Origin of the sequence: Iningainema tapete BLCC-T55, assembly GCF_014698965.1 — a bacterium.
In the GTDB taxonomy this organism is placed as follows: Bacteria; Cyanobacteriota; Cyanobacteriia; order Cyanobacteriales; family Nostocaceae; genus Iningainema; species Iningainema tapete.
The window spans coordinates 1-19,713 of the sequence record NZ_JACXAE010000080.1; the positions used below are offsets into that span (position 1 = coordinate 1).

At 41.5% G+C, this 19,713-nt stretch carries 15 protein-coding genes; 7 read left to right on the forward strand and 8 right to left on the reverse strand.

What is annotated here, in order from left to right; genetic code table 11:
* Positions 1-208: 208 nt before the first annotated feature.
* Together ICL16_RS25825 and ICL16_RS25830 are read right to left on the reverse strand one after the other, a co-directional pair.
* Complete coding sequence (locus ICL16_RS25825) at positions 209-355, reverse strand: hypothetical protein (protein WP_190833723.1); 147 nt, start codon at positions 353-355, stop codon at positions 209-211.
* Positions 356-453: 98 nt separating this feature from the next.
* On the reverse strand, positions 454-4,764 hold the full coding sequence (locus ICL16_RS25830) for an nSTAND1 domain-containing NTPase (protein ID WP_190833733.1): 4,311 nt from the start codon (positions 4,762-4,764) through the stop codon (positions 454-456).
* Positions 4,765-4,925: 161 nt separating this feature from the next.
* Here ICL16_RS25830 and ICL16_RS25835 point away from each other — a divergent pair, with 161 nt between their 5' ends.
* Positions 4,926-5,723, forward strand: a complete 798-nt coding sequence (locus tag ICL16_RS25835) for a DUF4058 family protein (RefSeq protein ID WP_190833736.1) — start codon at positions 4,926-4,928, stop codon at positions 5,721-5,723.
* A gap of 415 nt (positions 5,724-6,138) precedes the next feature.
* Here the strand turns inward: ICL16_RS25835 and ICL16_RS25840 are convergent, their stop codons facing one another.
* Positions 6,139-7,080: an alpha/beta fold hydrolase gene (locus ICL16_RS25840; RefSeq protein WP_190833738.1), complete on the reverse strand. Its 942-nt coding sequence runs from the start codon at positions 7,078-7,080 to the stop codon at positions 6,139-6,141.
* 122 nt (positions 7,081-7,202) lie between these two features.
* Here ICL16_RS25840 and ICL16_RS25845 point away from each other — a divergent pair, with 122 nt between their 5' ends.
* Entirely contained in the window at positions 7,203-8,078 is an 876-nt protein-coding gene (locus ICL16_RS25845; protein WP_190833740.1) for a shikimate dehydrogenase, read from the forward strand.
* 21 nt (positions 8,079-8,099) lie between these two features.
* Here ICL16_RS25845 and ICL16_RS25850 read toward each other — a convergent pair whose 3' ends face one another.
* Positions 8,100-8,678 (reverse strand): class I SAM-dependent methyltransferase, encoded by a 579-nt coding sequence (locus ICL16_RS25850; RefSeq protein ID WP_190833742.1) that lies wholly within the window; start codon positions 8,676-8,678, stop codon positions 8,100-8,102.
* Positions 8,679-8,815: 137 nt separating this feature from the next.
* On the opposite strand from ICL16_RS25850, the gene ICL16_RS25855 reads away from it, so the two are divergent.
* Positions 8,816-9,250, forward strand: a complete 435-nt coding sequence (locus ICL16_RS25855) for a hypothetical protein (protein ID WP_190833744.1) — start codon at positions 8,816-8,818, stop codon at positions 9,248-9,250.
* 143 nt (positions 9,251-9,393) lie between these two features.
* On the opposite strand, the gene ICL16_RS25860 is transcribed toward ICL16_RS25855, so the two are convergent.
* The 3 genes from ICL16_RS25860 to upp all read right to left on the reverse strand — a co-directional run bounded on the left by ICL16_RS25860 (position 9,394) and on the right by upp (position 10,934).
* Complete coding sequence (locus tag ICL16_RS25860; protein ID WP_190833746.1) at positions 9,394-9,654, reverse strand: YggT family protein; 261 nt, start codon at positions 9,652-9,654, stop codon at positions 9,394-9,396.
* A gap of 225 nt (positions 9,655-9,879) precedes the next feature.
* Positions 9,880-10,227 carry a ssl2009 family thylakoid membrane protein gene (locus ICL16_RS25865; protein ID WP_190833748.1) on the reverse strand — a complete coding sequence of 116 codons (348 nt, stop codon included), beginning with the start codon at positions 10,225-10,227 and terminating at the stop codon, positions 9,880-9,882.
* A gap of 56 nt (positions 10,228-10,283) precedes the next feature.
* Positions 10,284-10,934, reverse strand: coding sequence for a uracil phosphoribosyltransferase (gene upp, locus ICL16_RS25870; protein WP_190833750.1), 651 nt, complete (start codon positions 10,932-10,934; stop codon positions 10,284-10,286).
* 326 nt (positions 10,935-11,260) lie between these two features.
* Between upp and crtH the strand changes: the two genes are divergently transcribed.
* The gene (gene crtH, locus ICL16_RS25875) at positions 11,261-12,751 is read left to right on the forward strand and encodes a carotenoid isomerase (protein ID WP_190833752.1); all 1,491 of its coding nucleotides are present in this window, start codon (positions 11,261-11,263) and stop codon (positions 12,749-12,751) included.
* Positions 12,752-12,839: 88 nt separating this feature from the next.
* Here the strand turns inward: crtH and ICL16_RS25880 are convergent, their stop codons facing one another.
* A complete protein-coding gene (locus ICL16_RS25880) occupies positions 12,840-13,805 on the reverse strand; it encodes an orange carotenoid protein N-terminal domain-containing protein (protein ID WP_190833754.1) in 966 nt (321 codons plus the stop codon).
* Positions 13,806-14,221: 416 nt separating this feature from the next.
* Here ICL16_RS25880 and ICL16_RS25885 point away from each other — a divergent pair, with 416 nt between their 5' ends.
* From ICL16_RS25885 to ICL16_RS25895, 3 genes are all read left to right on the forward strand, one after another.
* Positions 14,222-15,643: a sigma-70 family RNA polymerase sigma factor gene (locus ICL16_RS25885; protein ID WP_190833756.1), complete on the forward strand. Its 1,422-nt coding sequence runs from the start codon at positions 14,222-14,224 to the stop codon at positions 15,641-15,643.
* A 24-nt stretch (positions 15,644-15,667) separates the two neighbouring features.
* Positions 15,668-16,711, forward strand: a complete 1,044-nt coding sequence (locus ICL16_RS25890) for a DUF1822 family protein (RefSeq protein ID WP_190833758.1) — start codon at positions 15,668-15,670, stop codon at positions 16,709-16,711.
* Positions 16,712-16,874: 163 nt separating this feature from the next.
* Complete coding sequence (locus ICL16_RS25895; RefSeq protein WP_337907123.1) at positions 16,875-19,502, forward strand: CHAT domain-containing protein; 2,628 nt, start codon at positions 16,875-16,877, stop codon at positions 19,500-19,502.
* Positions 19,503-19,713 lie beyond the last annotated feature (211 nt).

Below are 19,713 nucleotides of genomic sequence, written 5' to 3' on the forward strand. Positions count from 1 at the left end.
TTATCTATAACTCTTGCTTGAATATTTTACTAATCCTCCTATGGCTTTTTATTGAGTTTTTCAGCAAGCCCTAATTACAGCCAGAGAGATCGCCAAAAAGTGTCATTAGTCACAAAGGACAATTGACACTTGACAAATGATAGCCTAGCGATGTACATGCTACTACTGACCGTGAGTTTTTCACAGGAGCGGCTCATCTACCTCTAATTTAAACACTACGAAGAGCGTTTTCTGGTGGAGTACCTACCCGCCCCGATATAAACCGTGCAGTTTGTGGTAGTTTACATGCCTGCTCCGATTTAGACCATTTCCCGCCTTGTTTTTTACAGTCCTTTTCGTTTGTTGGAATTCCCATAACTTTTATCTAACCTCCTAAAAATTGAGCTTTGTAGTATTTTTTGTTTATTGGGGTTTCACTTATATACTTCACTTTAGATACATAAATTCCTGAATTTACTGGCAGAGATTGCGATCGCTCTTTTCTACGTTTGGTTTGTACTTAAGATAATTCCTGAGCCATTTACAAGCTATTACTTCTAACTGAGGTAAATCTAAATTAAACTTCCATAAAATTAAAAGTCGCTCGTCATCAACAGTGGCAATTGTCTTACCGTCAAGGCTGAAGCTCACACCCAAGACATTACCAGAATAGCTGCTTAAAGTTTGAAGTTCCTCGCCGTTGATGCTCCAGAGTTTAGCTGGACCATTGGTACTTGCTGTAGCAATTGTCTTACTGTCGGGACTAAAACTCACCCTCAAAACAGCACCAGAATGACCGGGAAGATTTTTAAGTAGTTGACCGTCTAAGTTCCAAAGTTTGACAGTCCCGTCTTCATTGGCTGTAGCAATTGTTTTACCATCAGGACTGAAACTTAGGTCGTAAACATAACTAGAATTCCCCATGAGAGTTTGGCGTAGTTGACCATGGAGGCTCCAGAGTTTAGCAGTACCGTCCAAACTGGCAGTAGCAATTGTCTTGCCGTCTGGACTAAAACTCACGTCCCGAACTGCCTTGGGATGCACTGTGAGAGTTTGAAGTAGTTGACCATGAAGGCTCCAGAGTTTGACAGTACCGTCCGAATTGGCAGTAGCAATTATTTTACCGTCGGGGCTAAAACTTACGCTAGAGACTCCATCTTTATGTCCTTTCATGGTATGAAGTAGCAGACCATTTAAGTTCCAGAGTTTGGCAGTACCGTCCTGACTTGCAGTAGCAATTGTCTTTCCGTCGGGACTAAAACTCACGCGATTAACTGTAACTTTATGTCCCTTCAAGGTTTGGAGTAACTGACCGTTAGAGCGCCAAAGTTTAGCAGTACCATCTTTACTAGCAGTGGCAATTGTCTTTCCGTCGGGACTAAAACTTACATCGAAGATCCAATCTTGATGTCCTCGCGATATGATGTTGAGTTCTTCAATATCCTGGCTCCAGAGTTTAACAGTACCATCTCTACTGGCAGTGGCGATCGTCTTTCCGTCTGGACTGAAACTTACGCTATTTACCTGCTTGTTATGTCCCTTGAGAGTTTGGAGTAGCTGAGCGTCAAGGTTCCAGAGTTTAATTGTACCGTCCTCATTGGCAGTAGCAATTGTCTTGCCGTCAGGGCTAAAATTCACATCATAGACCGAACCACCATGCTCTTTAAGTGTTTTGAGTAATTGACCTTCCTGATTCCAAAGTTTGACGGTTTTATCATCACTGGCGGTAGCAATTGTTTTACCGTCGGGGCTAAAACGTACACGCCAGATCCAACCGTCATGTCCGCGCAGTATTTTGAGTAATTGACCTTTAAGATTCCAGAGTTTGGCAGTACCGTCCTGACTTGCAGTAGCAATCGTTTTACCATCCGGGCTAAAACTCACGCTCAATACATCAGCAGTATGCCCTTTGAGTGTTTTGAGTAATTGACCTTCCTGATTCCAAAGTTTGACGGTTTGATCGGCACTGGCAGTGACAAGCAGTCGCCCATCGGGGCTAAAAATTATGTTATATATTTCACCATTGTGTGCAGTAAAAGTACGAATGAGTTTACCATTAAGATTCCATATTTTGAAAGTTTTATCACCACTGGCAGTAGCAATTGTCTTACCATTGGGGCTGAAATTAACACTCAAAACCTGCTCAGTATGTCCGTGCAGTGTCTGTAATTGCTGACCATCAAGACTCCAAAGTTTGGCGGTTTTGTCTTTACTGGCAGTAGCAATTGTCTTACCATCTGGACTAAAACTTACACTAATAATAGATGCTTTATGCCCCTCTAATCGTTTGTGTTCTTGAATGTTGTAGACTTTCTGCCTCCAAGTCCGTGTAACCTGTTCGCGGAGTTTTTTATTTACCCAAGGTATGTGTTTCAATTGCTTACCTGCCTTGGCGATCGCAATCATTGCTCCGAGTTGATCGTCACGAAGAAGATTAGATTCTGACAAAGAAGTTAATCCCTTAATTTCCTCTTCAAAAGCAAACTGACGTTGAGCAAAAGCAAACATAGTTAATCCGCTCAGCGCTACAATCACAAAAACTACAGAGCTAATCAAACGTCCGAGTTTATTTCGTTTATGCTCAATGCTGTGTTCAAAAAATTCCAACTCCAAAGAATTCAACCAGCTAGGATCGAACTTAAGTAATTGCTGTATTAATGGTAGGCGAGGATCATCATTCCATAAAAGACCAAGAGCTTGTTTATCCCTCCTTTGAGTTGCCCATTTGTTAGCAGTAGGCGTAAGTTCACGTTGTAGTAGCAGAGAACCTAATTCTTGATCTTTCCATGTCTGCAGCTTTTGCCATCCCCGAACTAAGAAATCATGTGCAGGCTCAACATAAATATTACCTTCTGTATCTTGTCCTTGCACCAATAGGCGTGCGGCTGCGAAACGTTCAATCACCAACTGTACCCGCTGATTTTCTGGCTTTGGATACTTTAATTCAGTCAGAAATACCCGTCTACGAGATAACTCACCACCTCCTAATGCCACCATTCTGAGCATGACGTGCTTGATGGTTTGAGCATATACTGGGTCAAGTTTAACTAACTGCTCATATTCATAATCTGCTCTTTGAGTGAGACTGCGCGTGACTCCACCTAATTCCTCGTAATCTTGTTGAGTAATTGCGCGATTATTTCTTTTATTCTGTGATGCGCTTCTAATATATTTTAGGTAAAGTTCGCTCAGCGTAAAAGATAGCAATGGCAAAGCAGCTGGCATTTGGATGACTTCATCAATCAACTGCTCTACTAGAGTAGATGGTTCAAAATACATCACCCGACAAGCAGCTGGTTCGACAATTACTTGACGCAATTCATCCCGTGTCATTGCTGGGACTATAAACCGAGCTTGTTGCCAATATGGTTCTAAAGCTGTATTTTGAAATTGCGGCTCAAAGTCGGAACGTACAGTTACCACAATCCGTAACTGGTTTGCAAAAGCTTTGATTGCCCTTGCTAACCCACTTAAGAACTTTATACGCTCCAAGTCATTGCGACACAGGGTAACTAATTCTTCAAATTGGTCAATCACTAGCAGCAGTTTGGTATTAGGATGAGCTTCACTCCAAACTTTCACAGATTGAGCTAGTGTCTGCAAATCTTGCTCAAAAGCCAAGTCTGGTTGCGTAAAAACTGGCAAGTTCTCCATGATCAGCGTATTATTCAAAGCTGTAAACGGAGACTCACCCGGACGAATGGGAGCGAGGATGCGCCATTGTTGCTCGTCCTGCTTCAACTGTGCAATCAAGCCCGCTTTCACTAAGCTAGATTTGCCAGAACCGGATGCACCTAGCACTACTGTTAATGAATGATTGGTAACGAAACTTTTTAGCTTTTCAATTAACGTTTTCCTCCCAAAAAACAGTTTGCTATGTTCAAGTTCAAACGATTCCAAGCCGCGATAAGGATTTTTACTTTCATCCAGTACGGGTGCTGATTTTAAGTTATTAGGGTCAAATTCAGGAACAGTAAAGATGTACTCGCCCTTATCATGGCGTTTGAGTTGACAAAATCCAGGGGTTTGTCTAGCACTTATATTCAGTAATTCACTATGTAAATACACGTATAATTCAGTTGCTGTAATTACACCATCGTTGCTTAAATCTGCTGCACCCTCTAGTGCTGCAAACAGCAATTCAGCAAAAGGTGAATGTCCATCATGCTCTCTGCGCTGTCCTAATCGATACAAGAAGTCGGCGGCTTTTTCGTCATCAGCAGCGGAGGTAATCACCTGTTGCGCACAACCAGAAATGAAGCGTTCATAGCGTTCGCGATACATTTTTGAGCGTCGCACTGCTTCGCGCGAGCCGGACCAACGAAACGCCCCAGCAAAGCAGCAGTCGAGGATAACCAATAAATGACGGCATGGTAACGTGAGCAGAGCATCATGCAGTCGCTTCATGGGCAACAAGCTAGCACTATCATCCAGTCGCGCATCTTGGGGAACCAAATAACCAGCAGGACCATCACTACAATCCAATGTATCTAGAGCAATGCCATGTCCTGCAAAGTAAAAAAGGATACGATCATCTGGTTGAAGTTGAATGGTACTACCATCTGCTAAAAGGAACTTCTGCTTTTCCAAGGTAGTGAATAGATGATACAGTTTTGCGTAATTTGCCTCACTGTCTAATAATAAAAGAACTTGGTATTGGTACTTAGTTTCTAAGATGTGAGCAAGTTTGGTAGCATCATTCACAGCGGTTTTTAATACTGGGATGCAATTAATGTACTGATTAATACCAACAACTACTGCCAGATTACGTTTAATTTCTGCCATAGATGCAATACCCCTGAGTAGCCCCAATCAGTAAGACTTATGCACTTTACAAATAGAGCATAATATGGATTTTTCCTAGTTCTACATTTTTAATAGGAGCAAGTCCAACCTACTTATGCACTGCTAAAATCAACTTATCTGTGAGTACATGAGGTTTTGTTATGCCCTCACCTTTTCCCGGAATGGATCCGTATCTCGAAAATCCTGAGTTTTGGGCTGAGGTGCATCATCGGCTGATTACAGCAATAGCCATTGCCCTTGCTCCTCCTTTACGTCCAAAGTACCAAGTTGCAATTGAAAAACGTACTTATCTGACTACCTTAGAAGATACAGTCCTCGTGGGAATTCCTGATACAACGATTTATTCTCGGCAAAGAGGGAACCTCCAACCTACGACAGTGGAAACCGCATCAACAACACAAACAATACCTGTTCAGGTAGAAGTACCGATGTTAGAAGAGGTACATGAGGGCTATTTAGAAATTCGTGAAAACGCCACCAAACAAGTCATAACTGTAGTGGAAATTCTCTCACCCAAGAACAAGCGATCAGGTGAAGGACGAATTGCTTATGAAAGTAAGCGACGGCAAATCTTAGCAACAGCAACACATTTTGTGGAAATTGATTTACTTCGCAGTTTACCCCAGATGCCCATCTTAAAATATACTGGCACTAGTGACTATCGTATTCTCATCAGTCGAGGGGATAAACGACCAGTTTCTGACCTCTATGCGTTTAGTGTAAAAGACCAGATTCCTGCTTTTCATGTACCTTTGCAACCATTAGATACAGAACCTATCTTAGATTTGCAACACTTGTTGAATGAGGTTTATGACCAAGCAGGCTATGACTTGAGAATAGATTACACACAACCCTCAGTACCACCATTATCGGAAGAAAAGGCAACTTGGGCAAATATATTATTAAGTGAAAAAGGTTTTAGAAATTCCACTAACTAACCAGCAGAATCAACCTGATTGTAAACTTTAGTAAACAAAGAGTAACCACTTCTAATTTCGGTGCTAACTTAATAAATAGGACACCAAACAAAACTAAAACCAAACTGAAAAGGGCAAATGACATAGTGTCCCCCGTCAGCCGCCCAAGTGAATTCCAGCATACAACTATATAGTGTGGCACAGCGCCGAAGTGACAAGGCGAAGCCAAATCCCAAAGCGGAAAAACAAGAGTGTGCTGAATTGACTGATAGTTTTGTCCACCCTATTTATTGAATTGTTTGTTAACTAAATTTTTGCAGATTAAACTAAAAAACCTGGTTCCTTAACCAGGTTTTCGCGTTTTTAAATAGACATCTTCAGACATTATCCATAATCTGTGTAGAGACGTTCCGCCGGAACGTCTCTACATTATTTTTCATGGATGTCCAATAGACAAAATCCAATCACGTAACAAAGAATTAACCTGTTGAGGTACTTCATCGTGAGGACAATGACCAGCCCTGATAAAGTATTCTGTAAGTTCGGGATAATATTTGCGAAACTGCCTTGAACGCTCTCTAGCATTAATCCAAGGATCAGCCTCTCCCCACAATAGCAAAAGAGGACAAGTTAATTTTTGCAGAAGCACATCAACTTTTTCCCCCTGAGGAGTACTAAAAACCGAAGAAAACACATCAAAAGCACCAGTATCGGCAGCAGGGCGCTGAATCTCCTCTATAAGTTGATCCGTAATCGCACTTTTGTCAAGATAAACCTTCTCTAACGTTTGACGAATAACCCAAGGTTGACGTATATACTGAAACAAAACAAACCGCGCCCAAGGCTGCTGAAAAATCCATTTAACAACATCACCCAACAATCTTTGCAACTGCTCACTTTGTTTAGGAGGCTGAATTTCCGACTGCAAAGCCTCAGCTTCAACAGAAGGTTGATTCTCGCTAAAAGGACCAGCACTATTAAGCAATACTACACCAGCCGCCACCTCAGGACATTGTGCAGCAACACACAAACTAGCATAGCCACCCAAAGAATTACCCACCAAAACAGCCTTCTCACCAATCACAGAAGAAATAAAATCCCGCAATTGGTCACGCCACAAATCACCACTATACTCCAACTTAGGCTTAGCCGATCGCCCAAACCCCAACAAATCGATTGCAAACACCTCAAACTCATCACACAAACCGCTAATATTCTTCCGCCAATGATCGGTTGAAGCACCAAAACCGTGCACCAAAAGCAAAGGAGGACGATTAGAACGCCTCTCCCCCGCCTGCACATAATAAACACTATGCCCCCGCCACTGCCAAAACCTACCAGGAATTGGAATAGTAGAAAAGGCCACACTTCCCTGCATAAACACTACAAAATATTAAGTATCTTTAACAATTGTAGCTCAATCCTCTCCATCACTTAACTGATAACCTATACCCTATCCCTCTTCTCTTGGCGCTCTTGGCGTCTTGGCGGTTAAAAAAAATGCAACACATCACAGGCAAAACCAAACTACTAGGAATAATCGGACACCCAGTCGAACACTCACTCTCACCCATAATGCAAAACGCAGCCATCAATCACTTAGGACTAGACTACATCTACATCCCCTTCCCCATCGAACCACAAAACCTACAAACAGCAATCCAAGGCTTCGCCACCATAGACATAGTAGGCTTCAACGTCACAATTCCCCACAAACAAGCAATACTACCCCTCCTCTCCCACATAGAACCTCTAGCCCAAACAGTAGGAGCAGTCAACACCGTCACCTACAAAAACAACCAATTCATCGGTACAAACACTGACATCATCGGATTCCTCGCCCCCTTGCAAACATATCAGCAAGATTGGAGCCAAAAAACAGCAGTAATCTTAGGCAACGGAGGCGCAGCAAGAGCAGTTGTGAGCGCTTCTGCGCAACTTGGTTGTAAAGAAATTTACGTAGTCGGGCGCAACGAGCAAAAACTCAAAGAATTCCACAACAGTTGGAATAACTCTTCCCTAGCACTCAATCTACAAACCAGTAACTGGGACATACTACCAAATTTAATTGCACAAACCGACTTACTGATTAACACCACACCCATCGGTATGTATCCCAAAATAGATGAGTCGCCATTGAGTGTGGAGGAAATAGCACAACTACCTAAAGGAGCAATTGCTTACGACTTAATTTATACCCCCAGACAGACGAAATTTCTTCAACAAGCAGAGCAAGTAGGTGCTATAGCCATTGATGGATTAGAAATGTTAGTTCAACAAGGTGCAGCAGCATTAAAAATTTGGTTGCAACGGGAAACTGTACCTGTAGATGTAATGCGCCATGCAGTGGAGGAATATTTGGTAACGGGAATGTAGAGACGCTCCGGCGGAGCGTCTCTACCGCACGGGTAATCGCCAATTGTAGCGATTCCATTCGTAGATGCCTTGAATTTCATATTCAACACCATTGCTGAAGCGGATCGTACAATTGGTAGATGAATCATTACCATTACTAACGCCAATCACAATACAGGAGAACCATTCAGGTGTACAAGGACCATTTTCTTGTACCCATTCCCATAATGCATTGCAAACTTCTATGCGATCGCCTACCTTTAACTGTGTTGACGGTGAATACTTATTCAAATGATACGTCTCCACGCGATCGAGCCACTGCAAACCGTAGCGTTTGCGAATAAACTGTACTGCGCCCGAATCATTTTCACGTAGCCAGTCGTTGAGTAATTGCGCTTTCCAAGAGCGATTTTGTTCTGTCTGTACTTTGACGAACTGTAAAAACGCCTGTAATTCTTCTGGATTAAGTTCATCTAAGGGATTAGCAAACTCTACGTTAGCTCCCACAGACGCAGCTACCTGTAGTAATATTTGTTTTTGGGCATCAGTGAGAGGGCAGCTAGCTGCATCACAACGATTAAACGCTGCGATAATTGCTGCTTCAATCTCATCTGGACTCATAAGTTATATGGCAATTGAGAGTTTTATTCTCATTATTATTACAAAAATTAAAAGCAACTCTCTAGTCCCTTAAGGTGGAATTTCGGGGTATGCTGAGTTTAAAACTTATCTATAATATTGATTCTGTGGTGTCTTTTATGCGTTTGCGCTCACTCGCGGTTATCTTCATTTCCTGCGTCATCGGGTTTGTGTCGTGGGTGTATACTCCTAGCGCTTTGGCGCTGACACAGATTAAATTATCTAATCTTTCATATCAACAATGTCCACCAGAACTAGCCAAAGGTGCTGTGACTAGTGGTGGCACTACCATGACTGCCAACTGCTTTATTGTTACAGGCATTGCGGAAAATACTACTAATAAAACAGTTTACGATGCAGATATTTTTGGACGCATTTATGATGCTAATAATGACTCAGTAATGCAAAACCGCACCCGTCTGGGATCGATTGCGGAAGTACCACCAGGTAATAGCGATTTTGAATTGAGAATTTCTGTACCTGCTAATCAGCCGTTACCTTTGAAGCTTAAGCAGTTTAAAGCGGCTGGATTTAGCGCTCAAGTACGACGTTAATCGCGTTGCATAGAATGCGGGATGAACAAAAATTTCTTGTGGGATGGGCTTGACAGCCCGTACTTTATAATCGGGAGCAGGCAGGATGCCTACCCCACAAGAATCATCCCTTAATTCAGCAATGGCAAATTTAAGGTTTGTACCTATGCAAATCCTTGTAACCCGCTACTAACTAAGTTAAGTAACAAGAAGGCTAAGATTGGGGAAAAGTCAATTCCGCCCAAGGGAGGAATTATGGAACGAAAAAGATTGAGATAAGGATCTGTGATTTGGCTTAAAGCAGCAAATGGTTGATTGTACCAGTTAATGCTGGGAAACCATGTTAACAGAACTCTGATCAGTAACAAGAAACTATAAATCTGTATGAAACGAAGTAATACTACAACCAGTAGAGTTAAATCCATGAGTGCTTAATCCTGTTAATTGTTATTCATCGGTCTTATCTTTGATTTTAATTGAGCCGCTGTGATGCTGCATGTAGCTGAGGATGATCGTTTATGAGTTTTATGTCGAGTCAACTACACTTTTGCCAGCATGAGCACATCGTGGCGGAAATAAAGCTACCATTGAAAACGGCGCAAAAGCTGAGAATATAACTATCATGGACTTTTGACGAACGCACAGTGGTGCTAGCGTAACTCTTCGCGTACTGAAGAGCGATCGCTCATTGATTTTTGGGGACTATCATTGACATCCCCTAATTGCTGTCGCACTTCATCAATTGTGGCATTAAGTTGGGCAATTTTATCTTCTAGACTTCGCCGCGCCATTTCCATCTCGCCTTCGTTATCTAAGGCTCTCATTTGACTTCTTTTGGCGGTAGATGCTTTTTTCGCTTCGGGTATCTGACGCTCGGATGCTGCTAATTCTGGATCATCACGTCGGTAAGTAACTAGTGCGCCCACAATACCTCCAACTACACTACCAAAAATCGCTCCTACTAAGAAACCGCTTGCAAAACCGTCTCGCTCTTTCATATTACCGCCTCAAAAAAATGCTGCACATAGCATAGTTGTTCTAGCTGCATACTAACTTAAGTGCCAAAGATGCGATCGCCTGCATCTCCCAATCCTGGGACAATAAATCCTTGATTATTAACCGTTTCATCAATTGTGGCAGTATAAATAATTAAACCCGGATAAGCAGCGCTCAGTTTTTGCAAAGCTGGGGGAGCTGCCACTACACAAATAATTCGTGTCAGGGCGGGATCGACACCTCGTCTTGTTAACTCTGCCATTGCTGCCATTATAGACCCTCCTGTTGCCAACATGGGATCTGTGACTAATACTCGTGTACTAGGAGCGAGTTTTTCGGGCAATTTGTTCAAATAACAACGAGGTTGTAGAGTTGTTTCATCTCGTTCTAAACCAAGATGGTAAATCGATGCCAAGGGTAATACAGTTTGCGCTCCCTCTAGTAATCCCAGCCCTGCCCGTAGAATAGGTACTACTGCCACTGGTATCTCTGGATTGATTAAAGTGGCAGGACATGAAGCCAAAGGACTTTGCACAGTGATATCTTGTGTAGGCAACCACTCCCGCGCCGCTTCATAAGTCAACCAGCGTCCCAATTCAGTTATGGCACTACGGAATAACACTGAAGGTGTAGCAGCATCACGGGCAACTGTCAACCAGTGCTTAATTAAGGGGTGAGGTGGAACATAAATATGCAATTGTAGTGTCATAGCCAGAAATAGGCGCAAGAAAGAGTGTATAACAACTGAATTATCATACTCCTTAAACAGTACTGCTTACCATGATTGTAGAGACGCGATTAATCGCGTCTCTACAAAAAATTGTAGTTGTACGAAACACCAAATCCAGTTCTCCCAAATAGTTGATAATATTTTTCATTTATAGTTGACATAGATTCTCAATCAAGGTTATATTGTTTTTCAGTGTTCTCCTCTCTTTAAGGATCGGCAGACGGGATTAGCCAGCAGCAGCAGGCTTGTCCCTCTTTTTTGTTATTATTTTGTGAACAGTTAAGTGTTAACTGTTCGACAACTCTATGCAATTTGATGTCATAGTCATTGGTAGCGGAATTGGTGGCTTAGTAACAGCGACCCAGCTAGCAGCCAAAGGTGCTAAAGTACTGGTTTTAGAACGCTACTTGATACCGGGCGGCAGTGCTGGCTATTTTGAACGGCAAGGTTATCGATTTGATGTTGGGGCGTCGATGATTTTTGGGTTTGGACAAAACGGCAGCACCAACTTACTAACTCGTGCCTTGAAAGCAGTCAACGTTAGTTTAGAAGTTATACCCGACCCTGTACAGATTCATTACCATCTACCCAATAATTTAAATCTCAAAGTTGACCGAAATTATGAAAAGTTCTTGCAAAATCTCATAGCATATTTCCCTAACGAAAGCAAGGGTATTCGCCAATTTTATGATAAATGTTGGCAAGTGTTTAACTGCCTCAACAGTATGGATTTGCTGTCACTTGAAGAACCCCGATACTTAATCAGGGTATTTTTTCAACATCCTTTATCTTGTCTTGGTTTAGCAAAGTATTTACCGCAAAACGTAGGAGATGTAGCGCGAGGCTACATTAAAGACCCCAACTTATTAAAATTTATCGATATGGAGTGTTATTGCTGGTCTGTAGTCCCAGCCGATCTGACACCCATGATTAATGCTGGGATGGTATTTTCTGATAGACATTATGGCGGAGTCAACTATCCGAAGGGTGGAGTAGGACAAATTGCCCAAAAATTAGTAGAAGGACTTGTCAAGGCAGGGGGGCGAATTCAATATCAAGCCAGAGTAACAAAAATTATTATAGAAAATGGAAGAGCTGTAGGTGTACAATTAGCTAATGGGGAAGTGCAACTAGCCAAGCGGATTGTTTCCAATGCTACACGTTGGGATACTTTTGAGAACTTGATCCCGCAAAATAAAATACCTGTAGCTGAGAAAAAATGGCAGCAACGCTATCAAAAGTCACCCAGTTTTCTCAGTTTGCATATGGGCGTAAAAGCTGAATTGGCGAACGGGATAGAATGTCATCATATTCTGCTGGAAAACTGGGAGAAAATGGCAGAACCCGAAGGTACCATATTTGTCTCAATTCCCACATTGCTTGATCCAGATTTAGCGCCACCTGGTTATCATATCATTCACTCATTCACACCAAGTTGGATAGAAGATTGGCAGCGTCTATCACCTAAAGAGTATGAACTCAAGAAAGAAAAAGCAGCTGAGCGAATCATCAACCGCTTGGACAAGATTTTTCCTGGTATAGAAGCGGGGTTAGATTATTTAGAAGTGGGAACACCACGTACCCATCGCCGCTATTTAGGACGTATTGATGGCACATACGGACCAATTCCCCGACGTAAAATGCGAGGATTATTAGGTATGCCCTTCAATCGCACAGCCATCCCCGCACTATATTGTGTAGGAGATAGCACCTTTCCAGGTCAAGGTTTAAACGCAGTCGCTTTTTCCGGCTTTGCCTGCGCCCACCGCATCGCCGTGGATTTGGGTTTGAGATAAACGCAGCTAGCCAAAGCAATTCCCAGTCAGAGACTGGGAACAAGAGTACGAAAGCTGGCTGTTGTACATACGTTCCGGCGGAACGTCTCTATCTCGGACGCAGGTTCATTAATTCTTGGGGAGACGCCAACATATCAATTGCCACGAAGAAAATTTTGCCTTCGGGATTGATTAAGAATCGCCAGCCAATATTCATTCCAACTTGCACACCAAACCAAGGAGTTTGAACTTTACCTGTAACTTTAAATTGCTTAGCACCATCTGGTAGAACTTCGCTTATGCCTTGTTCCGGCATAATAGTAAGTCCCTGTGCTTCTGCACGCATATATGCGATAATTCCTTCACGACCAACAATCGGTTGTTGGAATGGTGGTTGTAATGCACCATCATTCGTAAATAAAGCAATAGCTGCTTCAAAGTTGTCTGTGTTGAGGGCTTCAAAATAGCTGAGTACTGCAGGTTCTGTGATCCCTTGTACAGTCACTTTGGTAGGAGCAGGCTCAGCACGCTTGAACATGGGTTCTGTTGCAGCTCTTGCGTATCCAGCAGTACTAGCTTCTGCCTCGAATCCCATATCTACTACAGTATTACGAAGTACTGTGATTTGCTGACCGGGATCGAGTTTCTGAATTGCTTCTAGTACTATTTTTACACCCTCACTCATTTGATAGCCAGCTGGAACGGGAGTGACAACGCCCTGCTTCATCAACTCTCCTAACTCAAACCAGAAAGCCAGCTTGGTGTTTACACTGAAATTGGCGTAAGAACGGCTGATGGGAGTGTCAATATTACCCGCAAGTTCTCTCATGACTTGCATTTGCTCGTCATTAGACATCTGCTTAATTTGGTTAAGCAGTCCCTCTGCTAGTTGTAGACGTGCAGCTCCAGGCGCTGCTGGAGTAATTGAACGACCTAATTCAGTGTAGGCATACCAGAGTAATGCTAGTTGATCGTCAATGCTCAGTTGATCGAATAGTGCTATGGTAGCTGGAATCGGACTCGGAACTTGAGTATTAGAGAAAATCTTTTGCGCCGACTCAATAGTTAAGGACATACAGCAGAATCTCCCAGTTCGTCTATTAACTTGTTACTTTCAAAACTCAGCTTACATTAGAGCACTCCTTGAAGTAGGTGCCTTTTCCAAGCTGTATCAAATCAGAACTTCGCTTATGGTAAAAGTCCGACTAAACCAATCAGGTGAAATTTTTCTCCTGTGGTTTAGTGACCTTTGTAAAGTAATGTAACAGCTATTGTAAATTTTGTAAATATTTTTCAAGACTTAATGACAAGTTTCCCTTTACAGAGTGTGGGTATATTTTCATCGATTAGTCCCACCCCACACTAACTGAAAATATTAACACACCCCCACTCCCCCACTCCCCCACTCCCTTCAACTGCATAACGTCAAACAGCTAGCATTTAATTATCTTATGTAACGATGTCAGTCCAATGTGAGGCTTAGCAACAGCTATGGGTGCTTCATCAAGATACTGGAATATGTGGCGAATTAGCCAAAAAAGTGAAAACTTAGGATACAAATACAGTTTAGTTCCCACAGCGCAGGAGTTTGTCATCAAAAAAGTTGTCAATTCTCCGAACGGAGAAACTCAAGCTGCTCTGCTGACGTATTTTAACGCCAAAACATCTAATATAGATGCCGTAAGCCGCGCTCAAGCTGGGCTATGTTTGAGATGTTATGTTTCTGACCCGATCTTGAAAGCTTGTCAAAAAATTGATAATCTCTTCAGTGGCGAAAAGCAGTTCACTTACCAGGATTTGTTACCGTTTGTTCTTAATGATGACGGTGAAACTCTGGTAATCTTGGATCAAGATGGCAGATCTCAGCTGATCCTTGATCGCAATGGTGAAGCTCAGACAACAGCTTACAAGTTCTTTTCGGTGAAAGTTTTGCAAACTTTCAATACCGAGCGCTCCAGCATGAGTTTGGACAATTGGGCTTACTTACAAACCAGACAAAATCCAGAAATTAAAGATTTCTTATCAGAATTTGGTTTTAAGCATCTCAGTGACTGGGCGGTGTTAAATAGAGCTAGACCTAAACAAATTGAACGTTTATCTACACGCGATCGCCACTTAGTACAAGTCTTTCATGCTGTGTACCGTCGTGACCGACTGCAAACACGCTCCAAAGGACCAAAAAGATGTCCAGATCCGACCAGCACTCAATTGCAAGAAATGCTCAAAAGTTTACAAGCACTTGATGTCATCGTTAACAGTGGGGTGGAGTTAATTAGAGAACTTAAACAAATTGCTGCACAACTAAGACAGTATGATGTCTGGAGTTATAGAGAACCATTGGAAACTCAAGATCCTGAAACTGGAAGTTATACGCTCAGACGAGATATACCTACTAATTCTCTCAATGAATTAGATGTGGAGCAAAGTGAACTTTTGGCGTTTTTACATGAGCAACTGAAGTTAACTTTAACTGATGCCATCGACAAAGAGATGAGCTCGCGCATCTCTACCTTGCAAAAAAGCAAAAAGTATGCTCCCCTTGCTCAACAGTTCATTCCTGGCTTAAAACTGTATTACTGTGAGGGGATGTCTCTCAAAGATATTGCTCCTAGATTAGGAATGACAAGTTGGGATCAAGCTAGACGAGTTTTAAATCCAGGGGAAATTTTGAGCAAGGTACGCACTCTAACAGTACAACAACTGCTCGAAAATATTTTGAAAAAAGCTGAGGAAAAAGGTTTAACCAAAATTCCTCCAGAACCAGATTATCTGAAAACCCTAGCTGAACAAATTGAAGCTTTTGCTGATGAAGAAATCTTTACTCCAGCAGCAGAAGAACTCAGGGTAGGTAAAAGTCGCGTCATGAGCAGTGTATACGCACAAAGCATTCGTCTTTACTTTGCACAAAATTAATAAATACATAAAAGGAGGTAGATAATGACTAATTCTTCGGTGAATCCAAGTGAAATAAGACTGTTGCTATCGGAGACAATCTGGCTTGAATCAGAACATTTTGAGCAAGCAAAACAGAGCAGCAACAAGTTAACTAATGAAGCTCACCAGTGGCAAACTTATTTAAACATTCTCGCATCACTTGCATTTGAACAATGGTTTAGTGAACGGATGCCAGGACAACCAATCAAAAGTCATGCTAATATTAACGAAAATTTAGTTAATATCCAAGTGGGTGAGTTTAAACTCAGTTTAATAGCCACTGAACATTTGTTAGATGAAGTAGTTAAACTTCCTCAAAATGTCATTAATCAACCAGACTTAACCAGTCATTTTTATGTAGTGATTGAGGTATTAGAAGAAGAAGAACAAGTAATTATTAGAGGATTTTTACGTTACGATCATCTAATTAAGTATCGTAGTCAAATTAATCTACAACCGTTACAGGACGGTTACTACCATCTACCATTTCAACTCTTTGATCCTGAACTGAATCACTTAATTTTCTACTCGCGTTTCTTAGCACCAACCTCTATCCCTCTACCTCTAACTGGAACAAATTCAAATCTACTGTTAACATCTTTACAAGAGGCTAAAAATAAATTGAGCAGATGGTTAGAAGGCGTATTTGATGAAAGTTGGCAAACTATTGATGCCTTGATTAATCCAGAGGCAAACTTAGCCTTCAGTACCAGGAATGTTCAAGAGGGTGCAAAAAGATGTAAACTCATAGACATGGGGATGCAACTAGGTAATCAAAAAGTTGCCTTACTTATGAGTATCGCAGCAGCACCAGATGATAAAATGGGAGTTTTGATTCAGTTACATCCAACAGGCGGGGAGAGATTTTTGTATCCCGATTTCAAACTAACATTGCTATCTAAAGCCGGAAAAATTCTCCAAGAAGTTCAAGCAAGAGATCAAGATAATTATATTCAACTCAAGCCTTTTCGCGGAGAACTTGGTAAACGCTTTAGTGTTGAAGTCAGTCTCAGTGATGTCAGTATTAAAGAAGATTTTGAACTGTGATTGCTCTGCTAAAACAACACTGAAGAAAAGTTGTATATGAGCGATCGCACTGAATATCTCCTGAGTTTTAGCACAGTTGAGAGTAGCGATCGCCCTATTCTAAGATACAATAGTCTTGAAAAAAGATGTGAAACTGTATTTATAATCTAAATTTAGGTTAATTTTGAAATTAATACACTTACATAAGCGCTGGTTAGCTCAAGTTTTACTCGCGTTAATGGCAGCAATTCTTTGTGTAGTAATATCACCTGTTTTCGCAAAAGTACCTGCCCAAACTCCTGGTGTACAACAAAGTAGCACACAAGAGCTTGTCCAACAGGGGAAAATATATTATGATACAGGACAGTATACAATGTCCGTAAAAGTATTACAACAAGCAGCAGCAGAAGCTACAGCTAAAAGAGATGATTTGAGATTAGCTACTATCTGGGGTAATCTCTGTTTAGCTTATCAACAACTCGGCTTGTGGAAAGAGGCAGAGCAGGCGATCGCTCAAGCTCTAAACAGATTACAAATTGTAAATAAATCTCAACAGCCAGTCATTAGAGCAAAAATTTTTGATGTCCAAGGAAAGTTACAATTTGCACAGGGAAAAACCGAAACAGCACTAATTACTTGGCAAAAAGCCGCCGAAATTTATCAGCAAATTGGGGATAAAGAATCCTTAATTCGCACTCGGATTAACTCCGCTCAAGCAATGCAGGTACTCGGACTTTACCGTCAAGCCAATAAGACTTTAACAGAATTAGAACAAACCCTGAGCAAAATCTCAGACGTATCGATAAAAGCCACAGGATTGCGTAGCTTAGGTAATGTTTTGCAAGTAGTTGGCGATTTAAAAAGATCGCAAAAAGTCTTAAAGCAAAGTTTAGCATGGGCAGAAGCTTCTTCAGATCAAGCGCATAGTGAAACTTTATTCAGTCTGGGCAACACAGCACGCGCTCAACAAGATACTAAAGCTGCTTTAAATTACTATCAGCAGGCAATAGCTACATCTGGTAACTCAAGCATACGTCTTCAAGCTCAGCTAAATCAACTGAGCCTACTTGTGAATACACAATCCCAAATAGGGTCAGATTTGCTACCGCAAATTGAGTTAGAAATTAACAAATTACCTCCTAGTCGGATGTCAGTAGATGCTCGAATCAACTTAGCTCACACCCTTTTGATATTGGATGATAAGCAGCAATCCAAAATCCAAAATTTAAAATCCAAAATTGCACAGTTACTGGTACAAGCAATTAAACAAGCACAAAATTTACAAGACAAACGAGCAGAATCTTATGCTCTAGGGACTTTGGGTGAATTGTATGAAAAAACCTCTCAGTTACAAGATGCCCAAAAGCTCTCGGAAAAAGCTTTGGTGATTGCTCAAAGTATTAATGCATCGGATATAGCATATCAGTGGCAGTGGCAGTTGGGACGTTTACGTAAACAGCAACTTGATATCAAAGGAGCGATCGCCTACTATTTAGGAGCATTTAATTCCCTCAAATCTCTGCGTACTGATTTAGTGGCGATGAATCCAGATATACAGTTTTCTTTTACACAAAGTGTGGAACCAGTATATCGAAACTTAGTTGAATTGTTGTTACAACCCTCTCAACCCCCCCAACCCCCCCGAAATTCGGGGGGGCAAGAGGGGGTGGGGGTTAATCAAGAAAATCTCCAGCAAGCTCGTTTTGTGATTGAATCACTACAGTTGGCAGAGTTGGATAACTTCTTTCGCTCCGCATGTTTAGATCCTCAGGAAGCAATTGATTTGTTGGTGGATAAAAAAGATCAAAGAGCAGGAGTTATTTATCCAATTATTTCGCCAAATCGTCTGGATGTAATACTCAAGTTACCCAATCAACCGTTGCGACACTACAGCACTTCAATTAACCAAGAGAAAGTGGAAATTGTAGTAGCAGATATGAGAAAATATTTACGAGACGTAACTCGAACTGCTCTGATGAAAGAGCGATCGCAACAGGTATATGATTGGCTAATTCGTCCAGCAGAAGCAGAGTTTGCTAACAGTGGTATTAAAACTTTAGTGTTTGTCTTAGATGGAGTATTACGCAACATCCCAATGGCGGCTCTCTACGATCATAATCAGCAGAAATATTTAATAGAAAAGTATGCGATCGCCTTAACTCCTGGGTTACAGCTACTCGCTCCCAAACCTTTTGAAAAAGTACAGTTAAAAGCCTTAACTGCGGGAGTAGCGCAAGAAAGATCCATTGAAAACCTCAACTTTCCCCCGCTTAAAAATGTAGCACGGGAGTTAGAAAAAGTTAAAGCAAAGATACCCAAAACTCAACAACTTTTAAATCAGCAATTTACTGAAAAAAATATGCAAAACCAGTTGCAATCTAACAACTTTTCAGTAGTTCATCTTGCCACTCATGGCGAATTCAGTTCCGATCCGGAAAAAACCTTTATTGTTACCTGGAATGAACTACTTAAAGTCAAAGATTTTGATCATTTACTGCGAGTGAGCGACTCTAGCCAATCTAACAACATTGAATTACTCGTACTTAGTGCCTGTAAAACTGCTGAAGGAGACAAGCGAGCTGCTTTAGGATTAGCTGGAGTAGCGGTAAGAGCAGGAGCGCGTAGTACACTAGCAACATTATGGTCAGTAGATGACGAGTCTACAACCAACTTGATGAGTGAGTTTTATAGCGAGTTAAAAGCTGGGGTAAATAAAGCCGAGGCACTCCAACACGCCCAATTAAAAGCTTTTGCTAAGCAAAAAAGTCCTTATTTATGGGCACCGTTTGTGTTAGTAGGCAATTGGCTGTGAGGGAATGTAGAGACTTCCCGTCGGGACGTCTCTACATTTTGTTCATTTTTGCAAATATTGACATAAGTGACATTTTGTGCATATACTCTCTTGAACTAGAACTCTAAATCTTGCAAAGAGGAAAAATGCAAAATTGTAAGCATATTAACTTATCGATGAATTAAATTCCGTTGTATAAAATACATAAAACTAATTATATGCCAAACTAAGA

Excerpts from the sequence above, each read along its gene's own strand:
- ICL16_RS25825 (WP_190833723.1), bottom strand. The coding sequence starts at position 355 with ATGGGAATTCCAACAAACGAAAAGGACTGTAAAAAACAAGGCGGGAAA.
- ICL16_RS25830 (WP_190833733.1), bottom strand. The coding sequence starts at position 4,764 with ATGGCAGAAATTAAACGTAATCTGGCAGTAGTTGTTGGTATTAATCAG.
- ICL16_RS25835 (WP_190833736.1), top strand. The coding sequence starts at position 4,926 with ATGCCCTCACCTTTTCCCGGAATGGATCCGTATCTCGAAAATCCTGAG.
- ICL16_RS25840 (WP_190833738.1), bottom strand. The coding sequence starts at position 7,080 with ATGCAGGGAAGTGTGGCCTTTTCTACTATTCCAATTCCTGGTAGGTTT.
- ICL16_RS25845 (WP_190833740.1), top strand. The coding sequence starts at position 7,203 with ATGCAACACATCACAGGCAAAACCAAACTACTAGGAATAATCGGACAC.
- ICL16_RS25850 (WP_190833742.1), bottom strand. The coding sequence starts at position 8,678 with ATGAGTCCAGATGAGATTGAAGCAGCAATTATCGCAGCGTTTAATCGT.
- ICL16_RS25855 (WP_190833744.1), top strand. The coding sequence starts at position 8,816 with ATGCGTTTGCGCTCACTCGCGGTTATCTTCATTTCCTGCGTCATCGGG.
- ICL16_RS25860 (WP_190833746.1), bottom strand. The coding sequence starts at position 9,654 with ATGGATTTAACTCTACTGGTTGTAGTATTACTTCGTTTCATACAGATT.
- ICL16_RS25865 (WP_190833748.1), bottom strand. The coding sequence starts at position 10,227 with ATGAAAGAGCGAGACGGTTTTGCAAGCGGTTTCTTAGTAGGAGCGATT.
- upp (WP_190833750.1), bottom strand. The coding sequence starts at position 10,934 with ATGACACTACAATTGCATATTTATGTTCCACCTCACCCCTTAATTAAG.
- crtH (WP_190833752.1), top strand. The coding sequence starts at position 11,261 with ATGCAATTTGATGTCATAGTCATTGGTAGCGGAATTGGTGGCTTAGTA.
- ICL16_RS25880 (WP_190833754.1), bottom strand. The coding sequence starts at position 13,805 with ATGTCCTTAACTATTGAGTCGGCGCAAAAGATTTTCTCTAATACTCAA.
- ICL16_RS25885 (WP_190833756.1), top strand. The coding sequence starts at position 14,222 with ATGGGTGCTTCATCAAGATACTGGAATATGTGGCGAATTAGCCAAAAA.
- ICL16_RS25890 (WP_190833758.1), top strand. The coding sequence starts at position 15,668 with ATGACTAATTCTTCGGTGAATCCAAGTGAAATAAGACTGTTGCTATCG.